Origin of the sequence: Pseudomonas violetae, assembly GCF_023072615.1 — a bacterium.
GTDB classification, from domain to species: Bacteria; Pseudomonadota; Gammaproteobacteria; order Pseudomonadales; family Pseudomonadaceae; genus Aquipseudomonas; species Aquipseudomonas violetae.
This window is the reverse complement of record NZ_JAKNRW010000009.1, coordinates 77732-91676: the sequence shown is the minus strand read 5'-3', so window position 1 is coordinate 91676 and position 13945 is coordinate 77732. Positions and strand designations below refer to the sequence as shown.

The 13945-nt window shown below is 59.5% G+C and carries 13 protein-coding genes and 1 pseudogene; 6 read left to right on the top strand and 8 right to left on the bottom strand.

The features are described from left to right. Positions 1-134: 134 nt before the first annotated feature. Both xthA and L9059_RS13850 read left to right on the top strand, forming a co-directional pair. A complete protein-coding gene (xthA, locus tag L9059_RS13855; protein ID WP_247291592.1) occupies positions 135-947 on the top strand; it encodes an exodeoxyribonuclease III in 813 nt (270 codons plus the stop codon). Positions 948-1086: 139 nt separating this feature from the next. Continuing rightward, a complete protein-coding gene (locus L9059_RS13850) occupies positions 1087-2427 on the top strand; it encodes a substrate-binding domain-containing protein (RefSeq protein WP_247291591.1) in 1341 nt (446 codons plus the stop codon). A gap of 167 nt (positions 2428-2594) precedes the next feature. On the opposite strand, the gene L9059_RS13845 is transcribed toward L9059_RS13850, so the two are convergent. Then, complete coding sequence (locus L9059_RS13845; protein ID WP_247291590.1) at positions 2595-3113, bottom strand: ankyrin repeat domain-containing protein; 519 nt, start codon at positions 3111-3113, stop codon at positions 2595-2597. Positions 3114-3210: 97 nt separating this feature from the next. Further along, positions 3211-5049: a long-chain-acyl-CoA synthetase gene (locus L9059_RS13840; RefSeq protein WP_247291589.1), complete on the bottom strand. Its 1839-nt coding sequence runs from the start codon at positions 5047-5049 to the stop codon at positions 3211-3213. A gap of 343 nt (positions 5050-5392) precedes the next feature. On the opposite strand from L9059_RS13840, the gene L9059_RS13835 reads away from it, so the two are divergent. Next, a complete protein-coding gene (locus L9059_RS13835) occupies positions 5393-5671 on the top strand; it encodes a DUF3509 domain-containing protein (protein WP_247291588.1) in 279 nt (92 codons plus the stop codon). A 205-nt stretch (positions 5672-5876) separates the two neighbouring features. On the opposite strand, the gene mtnC is transcribed toward L9059_RS13835, so the two are convergent. The 5 genes from mtnC to aroC are packed head-to-tail and all read right to left on the bottom strand — an operon-like array spanning position 5877 to position 10025. After that, complete coding sequence (gene mtnC, locus L9059_RS13830; protein ID WP_247291587.1) at positions 5877-6560, bottom strand: acireductone synthase; 684 nt, start codon at positions 6558-6560, stop codon at positions 5877-5879. Positions 6561-6564: 4 nt separating this feature from the next. Beyond that, complete coding sequence (locus L9059_RS13825; protein ID WP_247291586.1) at positions 6565-7110, bottom strand: 1,2-dihydroxy-3-keto-5-methylthiopentene dioxygenase; 546 nt, start codon at positions 7108-7110, stop codon at positions 6565-6567. Between the two features lie 20 nt (positions 7111-7130). Then, the gene (locus tag L9059_RS13820) at positions 7131-7757 is read right to left on the bottom strand and encodes a methylthioribulose 1-phosphate dehydratase (RefSeq protein ID WP_247291585.1); all 627 of its coding nucleotides are present in this window, start codon (positions 7755-7757) and stop codon (positions 7131-7133) included. After that, a complete protein-coding gene (locus L9059_RS13815) occupies positions 7754-8905 on the bottom strand; it encodes an MFS transporter (protein WP_247291584.1) in 1152 nt (383 codons plus the stop codon). The genes L9059_RS13820 and L9059_RS13815 overlap by 4 nt, the downstream gene beginning before the upstream one ends. 28 nt (positions 8906-8933) lie before the next feature. Further along, on the bottom strand, positions 8934-10025 hold the full coding sequence (gene aroC, locus L9059_RS13810) for a chorismate synthase (protein WP_247291583.1): 1092 nt from the start codon (positions 10023-10025) through the stop codon (positions 8934-8936). Between the two features lie 83 nt (positions 10026-10108). Between aroC and L9059_RS13805 the strand changes: the two are divergent. Continuing rightward, positions 10109-11108 (top strand): annotated as a pseudogene (locus L9059_RS13805) (alpha/beta hydrolase). A 99-nt stretch (positions 11109-11207) separates the two neighbouring features. Continuing rightward, a complete protein-coding gene (locus L9059_RS13800; protein WP_247291581.1) occupies positions 11208-11999 on the top strand; it encodes a hypothetical protein in 792 nt (263 codons plus the stop codon). Between the two features lie 126 nt (positions 12000-12125). Here L9059_RS13800 and prmB read toward each other — a convergent pair whose 3' ends face one another. Continuing rightward, positions 12126-13034: a 50S ribosomal protein L3 N(5)-glutamine methyltransferase gene (gene prmB / locus L9059_RS13795; protein WP_247291580.1), complete on the bottom strand. Its 909-nt coding sequence runs from the start codon at positions 13032-13034 to the stop codon at positions 12126-12128. 240 nt (positions 13035-13274) lie between these two features. On the opposite strand from prmB, the gene L9059_RS13790 reads away from it, so the two are divergent. Further along, positions 13275-13865 (top strand): cysteine hydrolase family protein, encoded by a 591-nt coding sequence (locus L9059_RS13790; protein ID WP_247291579.1) that lies wholly within the window; start codon positions 13275-13277, stop codon positions 13863-13865. Positions 13866-13945 lie beyond the last annotated feature (80 nt).

The following is a 13945-nucleotide window of genomic DNA, read 5'->3' as shown; positions in this document are numbered from 1 at the left end:
GATATAGGTCACGGATGCTGACTAAGACAACATCATCACGAGCAAGCGTTGTTAAAAGGGTAGGCTACTGCACCAACAGCTAGCCCCCCGTCCCCATGTCAGCTAGCATCGCCCTTTTGCCAGGACTGCCGGCCATGAAGATCGTCTCCTTCAACATCAACGGGCTGCGTGCTCGCCCGCATCAGTTGGCGGCGCTGATTGAGAAGCATCAGCCCGACGTGATCGGACTGCAGGAAACCAAGGTCCACGACGACCAGTTCCCGCTGGCCGAGGTGCAAGCGCTGGGTTATCACGTGTATTTCCATGGGCAAAAAGGCCACTACGGGGTTGCCCTGCTCTCTCGCCAGGAACCCCTGGAGCTGCACAAAGGTTTCACCACCGACGAGGAAGACGCCCAGCGTCGATTCATCTGGGGCAAATTCGCTGACGCCAATGGCGTGCCGGTGACGATCATGAACGGCTATTTCCCACAAGGTGAAAGCCGTGATCACCCCACCAAGTTCCCCGCCAAGGAACGCTTCTACAGCGACTTGCAGCAACTGCTGGAAAGTCAGTTCAGCAATGAACAGCCGGTCGTCGTGATGGGTGACGTCAACATCTCCCCGGAAGACTGCGACATCGGCATCGGGCCGGACAACATGAAGCGCTGGTTGAAGACCGGCAAGTGCAGCTTCCTGCCGGAAGAGCGTGAGTGGATGGCGCGCTTGAAGAACTGGGGCCTGGTGGACAGCTTCCGGCACCTGAACCCGGACGTGGCGGATCGCTTCAGCTGGTTCGATTACCGTAGCCGCGGGTTTGAAGATGAACCCAAGCGTGGGCTGCGGATCGACCTGATCATGGCTTCCCATGGTTTGTTGCCGCGGGTGAAGGACGCGGGGGTGGATTATGAATTGCGCGGGATGGAAAAGCCGTCGGATCATGCGCCGATCTGGCTTGAGTTGAGTTGAGATTAAAAGATCGCAGCCTCGTTTCACTCGACAGCTCCTGCACAGCGCCTAAGCACGCTGCGATCTTTTGACCTGTCATCTTTGTGAAACCCTACTGACTTAATCTCCCGGCACTTCCTTTGTTTTGTAGGGTGCCGGCATGATGCTGCGCGTTTTGTTCCTGTTGATGCTGGGTATCGCGCTCCCCGTATCGGCGTTGGCTGCCGCGTTACCGCTGCCCGAACACGGCCCGGTGTTGCGCATCCAGGGTTCCAACACCATCGGCGCAGCCTTGGGCCCGGCGTTGGTCGAAGGCCTGATGCACGAGCAAGGCTTGCTCAAGGTTCGTCGCGTAAAGCCGGACAAGACCAACGAATTGCGCATCGTCGGCGAAACCGCCGAGGGCCGTCGGATCGAAGTAGAGATCGCCGCGCACGGTTCCAGCACTGGCTTCACTGCGCTGCAAAGCGGCTCTGCCGATCTCGCGGCCTCCTCAAGACCGATCAAGGAAAGCGAACTGGCCAGCCTGCAATTCCTGGGCGACCTGAAGAGTACCGGCGCCGAGCAGGTCATCGCGATCGACGGTTTGGCGATCATCCTCCACCCAAACAATCCGCTGAAACAACTGACCACCGAGCAACTGGCGAGCATCTTCAGCGGAGACATCAGGACGTGGGAACAAGTCGGCGGCAGCGGTGGCGCTATTCATCTCTATGCGCGCGATGATCAATCCGGCACCTACGACACCTTGAAGGAACTGGTCCTCAGCCCCCGCGGGAAAAGCCTGAGCGTCAGCGCAAAACGCTTCGAGTCCAGCGAGCAATTGTCCGATGCCGTCAGCCGCGATCTTCAAGGCATCGGTTTTATCGGCTTGCCTTATGTGCGTCAGGCCAAAGCCGTGGCGGTTGCAGACGGCGCTTCCCAGGCGATGCTGCCACTGAACAACCTGATCGCCACCGAAGACTATCCGCTGTCACGTCGGCTGTTCCTCTACCTGCCGCCCAAGGGCAGCAATCCATGGGCGCAGGCGTTGGTGAAGTTCACCCAGGGCAACCAGGGCCAGGGCATCGTTGCAGCCAACGGGTTTATCGCGCAAACCGTCCAGGCCATGACTGTCCTACCCAATGCGTTGATGCCAGATGAGTATCAAACCCTCAGCCGCCATGCACAGCGCCTCACCGTGAATTTTCGCTTCGAAGAAGGCAGCGCCACTCTGGACAACAAGGCGCGGCAGGACCTGTCGAGGGTGCTCGACTATATAAAGCAGCGCGAAAAAGCCGATCGGCAGGTGACGCTGGTAGGATTTGGTGATGCCAAGACGGACCCGGCGCGCGCTGACCTGTTATCGAAACTGCGCGCCATGGCAGTGCGACGGGAACTGGCCAAGAGCGGGGTCGTATTGCGCGAGATCCGTGGCTTTGGTGCCCAGATGCCGGTGGCGGCAAACAGCGCGGATGAGGGGCGGATCAGGAATCGTCGGGTTGAGGTCTGGGTCTACTGAATCAAAGCGATTTTGAATCTGTCACAGCCCCTGTGGCGAGCGAGCTTGCTCGAGCTGGGCTGCGTAGCGGCCCAAAAATAAGAAGTCCACTGCAGATTCCTGTGGGTGCTGCGCACCCAAGCGCGAGCAAGCTCCCTCGCCACGGGTTCTTCGCCCGGCTTGAGCCATTAGCTCAGCAATTTCTCCAGCTGCGCCGTGGTGTCCACTGCACCCATCGTCTTCGCGGCATCCAGCGCCGATACGCCATTGGCATCCTTGGCCTTCGGGTCGGCACCTTTACTGATCAGATAGTCGACGATAGCAACGCGGTTGAACATGGCCGCCATCATCAGCGCAGTACGGCCGTCGAAGGACGAACCTTCAACCTGCGCGCCACCCTCGACCAGCGCTGTGACCACCGCCAGGTCGCCCTTGAACGCCGCGCCGGCAATCGGGCTCTGGCCATTGTCGTTGCGGATTTCCGGATCAGCCTTGTGCTCAAGCAGCACTTTTACCGTCTCGACATGACCATGGTAGGCAGCGAGCATCAACAGGGTGTCACCCTTGTGGTTGCGCAAGTTCGGCGGCAGGCCTTTGGACAGTAACGCTGCCATCATGGCCGCATCGCCCTCGCGCGCCTTGTTGAATACCTGTTCGGCAAATTCGGCGGCTTCTTCGGGGGTCATCTGGCGGCTTTGGTCTGACATGGTGGCTCCACTTTCTGTGTAGGTGCAAAGGGCGACAGTTTCCCGAGCAGTCTGGGGACTGTCACTTCTTTTTTCTGATCAAGGGTCATAGCCAGATTCAATAACGGTGTTTGCCGTCGTAAATCTCGGCCAACACCTGTTCTGTCACCTGCACATAGGTGTGAGTTCCCGGCAGCCAGGCATAAATGGGATCGTCGCCGGTTTTGCCAGGATCAAAGCCTTCATCCTTGAGCCGGGTCTTCTGGTACTTGAAGGTGCCAGTGGTCTCCATTTTCACCTTCACCCGCAGGAACAATGGCACCGCATAGGCAGGCATCTGCTCGCGGGCGAATGCCAGCAACTCGCTGAAATCCAGGGTCGCCAGGGATTCGGCCGGGGTGATCGCCGCCATTCCGGCACGCCCGTTGGTGTTGTGCACTTCCACTCCGTAGGCCACGGCCTCGGAAATATTGGGGTGCTGCAGCAGGATGTTCTCCACCTCGGTGGTCGAGACGTTCTCGCCCTTCCAGCGATAGGTATCGCCCAGGCGATCGACAAACTGCGCGTGACCGAAGCCGATGTTGCGCAACAGGTCGCCGGTATTGAAGTAACGGTCGCCCTTTACAAACACGTCTTGCAGCACCACTTTTGCGGTCTTCTGCGCGTCGGTGTAGCCGTCCAGCGGCGCCTTGTCGTCGATTTTCGCCAACAGCAGCCCCTGCTCGCCCCTGGCAACCTTGCGCATGAACCCCCTGGCGTCACGCAGTGGTTGGCCGCTGTCATGGTCATACGCGGCCAGTTCCCATGTCATCAGGGAAAAACCGACGGTGTTGTCGAAGTTGAGGATGTTGCTGAAGCCAATATTGCCGTCACTGGCGGCATACAGTTCGCAGATGTGATCCACCGCAAAGCGGGTCTTGAATTCAGCCCAGGCGCCGGGCCGCAGGCCGTTGCCGATCATCTTGGTGACCCGGTGCCGGTTGTCATCAACGCTGGACGGCTGGTCCACCAGGTAGCGGCACAATTCACCGACGTAGCCGAGGGTCGTCGCGCGGTACTTGCGCACATCGTTCCAGAACTGGCTGGCGCTGAACTTGCGGCGAATGGCGAACCCCGAGGCGCCGCTGATAGCCGAACCCCAGCAAACGCAAAGCCCCGTGGCGTGGTAAAGCGGCAGGGTACAGTAGACGATATCGTCCGGCCCCATGTTGAGCGCGATCATGCCGAAACTGGCGGAGCTGCGCATCCAGCGACCGTGCTTGAACACCCCCGCCTTGGGTAATCCGGTGGTGCCTGAGGTGTAGATGTAGAAGCAGGGATCGTCGAAAAAAATCTGCTGGCTGGTCACCGGGTTATCGGCCGGACTGTCGACGATAGCCGCCATCAGGTTGATGAAACCGTCGGGCGCATTGCCCGGGTGCCGGTAGGTGTCCTGATCCGCCACAAACCAAGCGCGCGCGGGCTCCAGCGCCACCCGCTCGCGAACAGCAGAAAATGCCGGCACCAGCTCTTCGCCGACGATGATCGCCGCAGGCGTTACCAGGTTCAGGCTGTGCACCAGGGTGTCACGGGTTTGCGAGGTATTGAGCAGCGCACTGATCGCACCCGCCTTGGCCACCGCCAGGATAGTCACCAGCAGTTCCGGGCGATTTTCGATGAACACCGCCACCACGTCGCCTTTGCGGATGCCCTGGGCACTCAGATGGTGGGCAATGCGATTAGCCCACTGGTTGACCTGGGCATAGGTCAGGAGCACGTCGCCCTGAAGCAATGCCGGGCCATCGGGATTGCGTAACGTCGCTTGCTCGAAGCTCCAGCCGAGGCCACATGATTGGTTCGGATCCTTGACGTTGGCGGCTTTCATGCCCCGGACCACCCGTGGCAGGGCCTTGGCTATGGAGGGCAGCTTGCGCAGCATCATGCCCCAGGTAATCGTATCGTTCAGCGCGTGACTCATGATTGCTCCCGTTCGATCTTTTTATTGTCGGGTGGCGGTGTCTTAGGCCGAAAGTACGTGAGTGGTTCAGGGCCTGTACACGCGGTTTTTGCAATGTTTTGTATCCGCGAGACAGACCGGCAACCAAGCGAGCCCGTTTTTTCCCAATGGTTCCGTTGAAACTGCGGCAATCTCGCAAAATGCAGGATGCACGACAGCCATTCATGCAAATTGCACGAAATAAAAAATTGCCTAAATTTTTATATCATTGATTTAAAAGACTTTTTTTATTTTCAGATGCTGGCACAAAGGGTGCAACTACCTCTCCATGCTTGCCCATCAAGTGCTAACGGAGCTGATAGACATGAGCCTGATCCAAGAAAAATTTACCTCCCTGTTCTCCAACTTCGAAGTGAACACTCAGCCACGCCCCGACGGCGGTATCCTGCTGACACTGCGCAGTGAGGAAGGCAAAGTCTTCAAACGGTCTATTTCGTACCAGCAATTGCATGCTGGAGACCAGTTGTCGTGGGTGATCAGTGCGATTCGCCGTGATCTTGCGGAGCAGGCCAGTGAGCTGCCGCAAATTTCGATGCTGCAAAGCCAGCAACGGTTTGCGCTGCCGACTTACCATTCGGCGTAAATAGCTGTCGAGCTTTAAACAGACAGGCCGTGAGAGCTTTCGCTCCACGGCCTGAGTTGTTTCTGTGGACTTTGAATTCTGTACCGACCGCTACAGGAGCGAGCTTGCTCGCGAAAAACTACCAGGCACCCTGGCCACTTAGGCTTCCCGAGTCATCGTTGACGACCATCGCGAGCGAGCTCGCTCCTACAAAGGGGGAGCCCGTCTAGTACTTTGTCGGATCAATGCTTGTGAAGCTGTCGACGGTCAAGTGACCGGCCAGCTCCCCACCCTCCCGCGCCAGGCCGCAAGTGGCCATGCCGGCTGTACGGGCTGCGTCCAGTTCCTCAACGATATCTGACAGGAACAGGATTTGCGCCGCCTCCAGGCCAATAGCCTGGGTGATCCGCTGATAAGACTGCGCCTCGCGCTTGGGCCCCGAAGTCGTATCGAAGTAGCCGCTGAACAACGGCGACAAATCTCCCGCCTCCGAGCAGCCGAAAATCAGCTTTTGCGCCTGAATCGAGCCAGACGAATAAACATAGAGTTTAAAACCATCCTGGTGCCACGCGTTGAGCGCTTCAACAGCATCCGGATATACATGGCCTTGCAATTGCCCCGCTTGATACCCCTGCTCCCAGACCATGCCTTGCAATGCCTTCAGCGGCGTGGCCTTGCGGTCTTCGCCAATCCAGCCAAGGAGTATCTCGATGATGCGCTCGACATCCGCCTGTGGCTCGTTGCTGTCCCGGCGCACTGCGTCGAGTTGCTCGGCCACGTCGGCGCGCCCGGCCTGTTGCCGAACGAAGTCCGGCAGGTGCTTGGCTGCGTAGGGAAACAGCACGTCGAACACAAAGCTCACTGCGCTGGTGGTGCCTTCGATGTCGGTGAGGATCGCTTTGATTGGCATCCGCTCAGTCCTCAAGTCGCGGGAAGCGATTAGCGATGTCTTCGCCGGTAAAGTTGGCCACCCAACCTTCAGGGTTATTGAACAGGCGGATCGCGACGAAGTGCGGATGTTCACCCATGTCGAACCAGTGAGGGGTACCGGCCGGCACCGAAATCAGATCGTTCTTCTCGCACAGCACGGCGTAGACGTAATCGTCGATGTGCAAGGTGAACAGCCCACGGCCGGCGACGAAAAATCGCACTTCGTCTTCGCCATGCCGATGTTCGTCCAGGAACTTGGCGCGCAATTCAGCTTTTTGCGGGTGATCGCTGTTCAGGCTGATGACGTCGACCGTGACGTAACCGCGCTCGGTCATCAATTTGTCGATCTGTTCCTGGTACGCCGCGACCACTTCTTCCTGGCTGGCGCCGGGCTGGATTTTCGCTGCGGCTTGCCAACGGTCGAACCGCACGCCCTGCTCGGCCAGGGTGGACGCGATGTCCTCGAAATGGGTCAGCACCTTGTTGGGAATATCAGGGCTTGAGACGTGGTAGACGGACAGGCTGCTCATCAGGGCAACTCCTTAACGGTTCATGCGTTACGGTTGGAGAGCGAGCGCATCTTCAACTCGCACTCAAACAAAAATTCGAAGGCCTCGATCTGCCGCAACGCATCGCTCATGCGTGCGCCCCAGGTGTAGAGGCCGTGGCCGCGAATCAGGTAACCCACGCAATCAGGGTGTGCCTCCAACCAAGGCTGTATCTTGGCGGCAAGGCGCGCAATGTCCTGATCATTGTCGAAGATGGGCACGCGTACCCGGGATTCGTGGGTCGATATGCCACTGAAGGCCTTTTGCAGTTCGTAATCCTCGAACTCGATGAAGGCTTGCGGCGTCAGGCGCGAAAGCACCGTAGCATTCACCGAATGGGTGTGTAGCACTGCACCGATGTCCGCGCACCAGCTGTACAGCTGGGTGTGTAGCAGGGTTTCAGCGGACGGTTTCTTGGCCGGTTCCAGGCTATTGCCCGACAGGTCGGTGACCAGCACATCATTCAGGCCCAACTGGCCTTTGTGCTTGCCGGACACGGTCAACAGCGCCTCGGTCGGCGACAGGCGAGTCGAATAGTTGCTGCTGGTCGCCGGCGACCAGCCGCGGCCATACAGGAAACGCCCGGCATCGATGATTTCCTGGGTGAGGTGTTCACGGGTAAGGCTCATGGCCGGTCCTCTTGCATGCGTGTGGCGATGATAACGGCAGCGGCGAAGGCTGCGAGACTGGCGACACTAAAGGTGAACGTGGCACCAAGGGCATTCCAGCTGTAGCCGGAGTACAGCGCGCCCAATGCGCCGCCGGTGCCGGCCAGTGCGGCGTACAACGCCTGGCCCTGCCCTTGCTGGCGCGAACCGAAACTACGTTGCACGAACTGGATGGCAGCCGCATGAAAACTGCCGAAGGTCGCCGCATGCAACACCTGGGCAAACAGCAGCACCCACACATACTCGGCGAACGAGCCCAGCAGCACCCAGCGCAGCGCCGCCAGCAAAAAACTCGCCAGCAGCACTCGCCGCACGGAAAAACGCGCAAGAATCTTGCTCATCCCAAGGAACATCAAGACTTCGGCCACCACCCCCAACGCCCAGAGCATGCCGATCAGTCCACGGCTGTAGCCCAATTGCTCAAGATGCAGGGTCAGGAAGGTGTAATAGGGCCCATGGCTCAGTTGCATCAGGGCCACGCAGGCGTAGAACGCCAGGACGCCGGGGCGGCGCAGCTGTTGCAGAAAACCGTCACCGGTGACCCGATCACTCTGCACCGGCTGGGCATTGGGCACCCACAGGCTGCTGACCACTATCCCAGCCATGATCAGCACCAGCGCCAGCGGATAAATGTCCAGGCTCAGCCATTCGAACAAGCGTCCCAGCGCAACGACGGTGATGATAAAACCGATGGAACCCCACAGGCGGATCTGGCTATAACGCGAAGTCTGGCCTTTCAAGTGTGCCAGGGTGATGACTTCGAACTGCGGCAGCACCGCGTGCCAGAAGAACGCGTGCAAGGCCATGACCATGGCCAGCCAGGCGTAGGTCTTGCTGACGAAAATCAGTGAAAACGAGAGCAACGTGCAGACCGCGCCAAAGCGTACGATGGCCAGGCGCCGGCCGGTGTAGTCTCCCAGCCAGCCCCAGATATTCGGCGCCACGCAACGCATCAGCATCGGGATCGCCACCAGCTCGCCGATGCGCGCGCTGGAAAAACCCAGATGATCGAAATACAGCGCCAGGAACGGCGCCGTCGAACCGAGCAAGGCGAAATAGAACAGATAGAAACTGGAGAGTCGCCAGTACGGGAGCGCCGCTGTCGTCATCAGACGGCAGCGGCCATGAAGTCAGCCATTAAAGCTGACCCAGCACCGGCGTGCTGACTCGCACATCGGCGTTTTGCCCACGGTGCCGCAGCAAATGATCCATCAGTACGATGGCCATCATCGCCTCGGCAATCGGCGTGGCGCGGATGCCCACGCACGGGTCGTGACGCCCCTTGGTGATGACATCCACCGGGTTGCCGTGGACGTCGATTGAACGGCCCGACGTGGTGATGCTGGACGTCGGCTTCAACGCCAGGTGCGCTACGATCGGTTGGCCGGAGGAAATGCCGCCCAAAATGCCCCCGGCGTTGTTGCTGAGGAAACCTTCGGGGGTCATTTCGTCGCGGTGTTCGGTGCCGCGCTGGGCAACGCTGGCGAAACCGGCGCCGATCTCAACACCCTTGACCGCGTTGATGCTCATCAGTGCGTGGGCCAGCTCGGCGTCAAGGCGGTCGAAAATCGGCTCGCCCAGGCCTGGCATCACGCCTTCAGCGACCACGGTGATCTTCGCGCCGACCGAATCCTGGTCGCGACGCAACTGGTCCATGTAGGCCTCCAGCTCCGGCACTTTGTCCGGGTCGGGGCTGAAGAAGGCGTTGTCTTCCACCGAATCCCAGGTCTTGAACGGGATTTCAATCGGGCCCAGCTGGCTCATGTAGCCACGAATGACGATGCCCTGGGTCGCCAGGTATTTTTTCGCGATCGCCCCGGCTGCCACGCGCATCGCGGTTTCACGGGCCGAACTGCGGCCACCACCGCGATAATCACGCTCGCCGTATTTGTGGTGATAGGTGTAGTCGGCGTGGGCTGGGCGGAACAGATCCTTGATCGCCGAGTAGTCCTTGGACTTCTGGTCGGTATTGCGAATCAACAGGCCGATGGCACACCCGGTGGTGCGACCTTCGAACACGCCAGAGAGGATTTCGACCTCGTCGGCTTCCTGGCGTTGCGTGGTGTGGCGGCTGGTGCCGGGTTTGCGGCGATCAAGGTCGCGCTGCAAATCCTCCAGGGAAATTTCCAGGCCCGGCGGGCAGCCGTCGACAATGGCGACCAACGCCGGACCATGGCTTTCGCCAGCGGTGGTGACAGTGAACAGCTTGCCGTAGGTATTGCCGGACATGCAGGACGCTCCGTGAATTGAACGTGAATACGTAATGCGCGCCAGTATACGCAGGCTACCCAAGTAGTTCATCCTCGAACCTTATGGGGGCCCGCGAGTCCAAACGGCACCTTTGTGAATGATGGCGTGATGATGCTGCGAGTTCTAGCCTTGAGCCTTACCTTGTTTACCGGATTTGTTCAGGCGTCTGTCCTGCAACGTCCCATCTCGCTGGATACCGGCAGCGGCGAACTGTTTGGTTCGCTGTTGCTGCCCAAGTCCGACACCCCCGTGCCCGTGGTGCTGATTATTTCCGGCTCCGGCCCGACCGACCGCGACGGCAATAACCCCGACGGCGGGCGCAACGACAGCCTCAAGCGCCTGGCCTGGGTGCTGGCCAAACACAACATCGCCAGCGTGCGCTATGACAAGCGCGGCGTCGCGGCGAGCCTGCCCGCCACCCCGGACGAGCGCAATCTGTCGGTGGAAGGCTACGTGGCCGACGCCCAGGCGTGGACCCGCAAGCTCAAAACCGACCCACGATTCGGTCAGTTGATTCTGCTGGGGCACAGCGAAGGCGCCTTGATCGCCAGCCTCGCCGCGCCCGATGTCGATGCCGATGCGGTAATCTCCATGTCCGGCAGCGCCCGGCCAATTGACCAGGTGTTGCGTCAGCAACTGAGCAACCGCCTGCCTGTGCCCTTGATGGTGCGCGCCAGCGAATTGCTCGACAGCCTCAAGGCCGGTCGCATCGACGACAACGTGCCCCCGCAACTGCAGGTGATTTTCCGCCCGAGTGTGCAGCCGTATCTGATTTCATTATTTCGCCAGGACCCGGCAGCGGCGTTCGCCAAGCTAAAGATGCCGGCGCTGATCATCCAGGGCAGTAACGACATCCAGGTCGGTGTCGGTGACGCGAAGCTGCTCAAGGTGGCCAAGCCGGACGCCGAACTGGCACTGATCGAAGGCATGAACCACGTGATGCGCATCATACCCAACGACGTGAAACGGCAGTTGGCGTCGTACAAGGATCCGAATTTGCCGCTGGCCGCCGAGCTGGGCTCACGTATCATCGGGTTTATTGACGGACTTCGCGCCAGTTAAGCGCTATTTACCCTCCAGTACTGCAGAAGACGGCCGATAAGCCAGTGTCGCCAGCATTAAGCCTGGCGATATGCCGAGCTTGGACAGGACCTTGCCGTTATGACTGACACCCCGACTTCACCCGCCACACCAGCAGATCAGGACGCGCCGCCAGCGGTCGAACTGCCGTGGGCGGACGTGCACACCGAGCATCGCAAAATGCTGCGCCTGGCGCCGCTCCAGACCGACCGCAACACCGGAGGGCGACCGCTGCGCTTTGTCGAATTCGGCTACGCCGAGCGTAATGACAAGGAGCGCAGCCTGATGCGCATGAGCATCACCTTGCCCGGCCAGCGAGTGCGCAAGGAGCAGAACCTGCTGGATGTGTGGGTCGACCACCAGGACAAAAGCGTGCATTTCGGGCCCGACAGCGGCTTGCAGATAGAACCGATGAATCGTGGTATCGCACGCTACATGGCGGCACACGGCATCAGCTGGCTGAAGCAACGCTGGCCCGGCTACACGGTCAATGGCTCAGATCTCAACAACAAGGACGCACTGAACGAGGATACTCGCCTGCGTCGTGATGACTTCCTGAAGGGGCATGGTTTCGAGGTGGTCTATGCCGATGCCCAGCATCTCAAGGGCGCCGTCAAGGATGTGCTGGTGGGCGACTTGAAGGCGCAGTGGAACAGCGAGAAGTTGCAGGTGGTGGAGATTCTCGAGGCGGCGCAGATGCTCCAGCAGGCCGAGCAGAAGCTGGCCGAGCAGGAAGTCAAAATCAAGCAACACGAGGAAAAGGTCAGCAAGTATCGGCGCGAGGAAACGGCACTGCGGTTTACCATTTCATGCCTGGTGGCGTTTGCAGTGTTTCAGGCGGGTTTGTTGATCTGGATTGCTACACACAGGTAGGGCTTGGGGGCTGTGGTGCCGCCATCGCTGGCAAGCCAGGCTCCCACAAGACTCCTGTCGTTCAGATAATGGCTGAACGACACAAACCCTGTGGCAGCCTGGCTTGCCAGCGATGGCGTCCTCAGGTCAGACGCGGGACGCGAATAGCGCCTGATGAGCGCGGCATTGTTCCGCCGTCAACATAAATACCCCGTGTCCACCACGCTCGAAGTCCAGCCAGGCGAAGTCGACTTCCGGGTACAACGCCTCGACGTGCACCTGGCTGTTGCCCACCTCGACAATCAGCAAACCCTTCTCGGTCAAATGCGCGCCCGCTTCAGCGAGCATGCGGCGCACCAGGTTCAAACCATCATCGCCACAGGCCAGGCCAAGCTCTGGCTCATGCTGGTACTCGTGCGGCATGTCGGCAAAATCTTCGGCATCGACGTAAGGCGGATTTGACACGATCAGGTCAAAGCGCTGCCCTGGCAGTCCATCGAAGCCATCACCCTGCACCGTGTATACACGCTCATCGACGCCATGGCGCTCGATGTTCTGGTTAGCCACTTCCAGCGCTTCGAAGGACAGGTCGGCCAGCACCACCTCGGCGTTCTGGAACTCGTAGGCACAGGCAATCCCGATGCAGCCGGAACCGGTGCACAGGTCGAGGATGCGCGCAGGCTCGCTGCCCAGCCATGGCTCAAAACGTTTTTCGATCAACTCGCCAATCGGTGAGCGCGGGATCAGCACGCGTTCGTCAACAATAAACGACATGCCACAGAACCACGCCTCGCCCAGCAGGTAGGCGGTGGGAATACGCTCTTCGATGCGACGCTTGAGCAAACGCTGGAGGTTGACCAGTTCGTCCTCTTCCAGGTTGCAGTCGAGGTAGCTCTCCGCCATTTCCCACGGCAGGTGCAATGCACCCAACACCAGTTGACGAGCTTCGTCCCAGGCGTTGTCGGTCCCATGGCCGAAGAACAGATCCTCCCCATGGAAGCGGCTGACGGCCCAACGGATGTGGTCGCGCAGGGTACGAAGTCGGGAAGTGATCACGGGGGCAAACTCTCTGAAAAAACGACTGGCAATTCTAACAGCCAAAACGCCTTGCGACGACGCCGTAAAAACATCCGGGCAAATGTAGGACTTTTCTTTTTTTTCGCTAGGCTATTGAACAAATTGTGAGTATTGACAACGCTGCGAGCCAGTAAAGACGGCATCTGCGATGGTAGCGATTCACAGAAGCGCTCAGCCAGAGGACAATGTCGCAAAAGCCCCACCCGAAGGAGCCCCAGAATGCCCGTTCCAAAAACGATGTTTCAACTCAGCGGCCGCGGTTATGCAGCAGCCAACCTGAGTCATGCGACCCTTGTCATCATCGATGCGCAGAAGGAATACCTCAGCGGCCCCCTGGCCCTGACCGGCATGGATGCTGCCGTCGCGAACATCAAGCAACTGGTGACCGCTGCACGCGCAGCCGGTCGTCCAATCGTGCACGTGCGCCACCTTGGCACCGTGGGTGGGCTGTTTGACCCCCAGGGCGAGCGCGGTGAGTTCATTCCGGGACTGGAGCCACTGACCGACGAAACCATCATCGGCAAGCTGCTGCCGAGCGCGTTTCATGGCACCGAACTGCTGGAGCGCCTGCAGAATCTCGGCTCGTTGGACCTGATCGTGTGCGGCTTCATGAGCCATTCCAGCGTCAGCACCACCGTGCGTGCGGCAAAAAACCTGGGCTTTCGCTGCACCCTGGTCGAAGATGCCTGTGCCACCCGCGACCTGCCCTACAAAGGCACAGTGCTCAGCGCCGAACACGTACAGCAGACGGAAATGGCGATCATGGCGGACAACTTCGCCACCCTCGCCCTGACTCACGAACTGATTTGACCGATGCCTGATGAGCGGTGCATATCGCCGCTCATCCGCAAAAGCCTCTCATTTGCTGTAATTGTCTTAGCCTCAGGAAC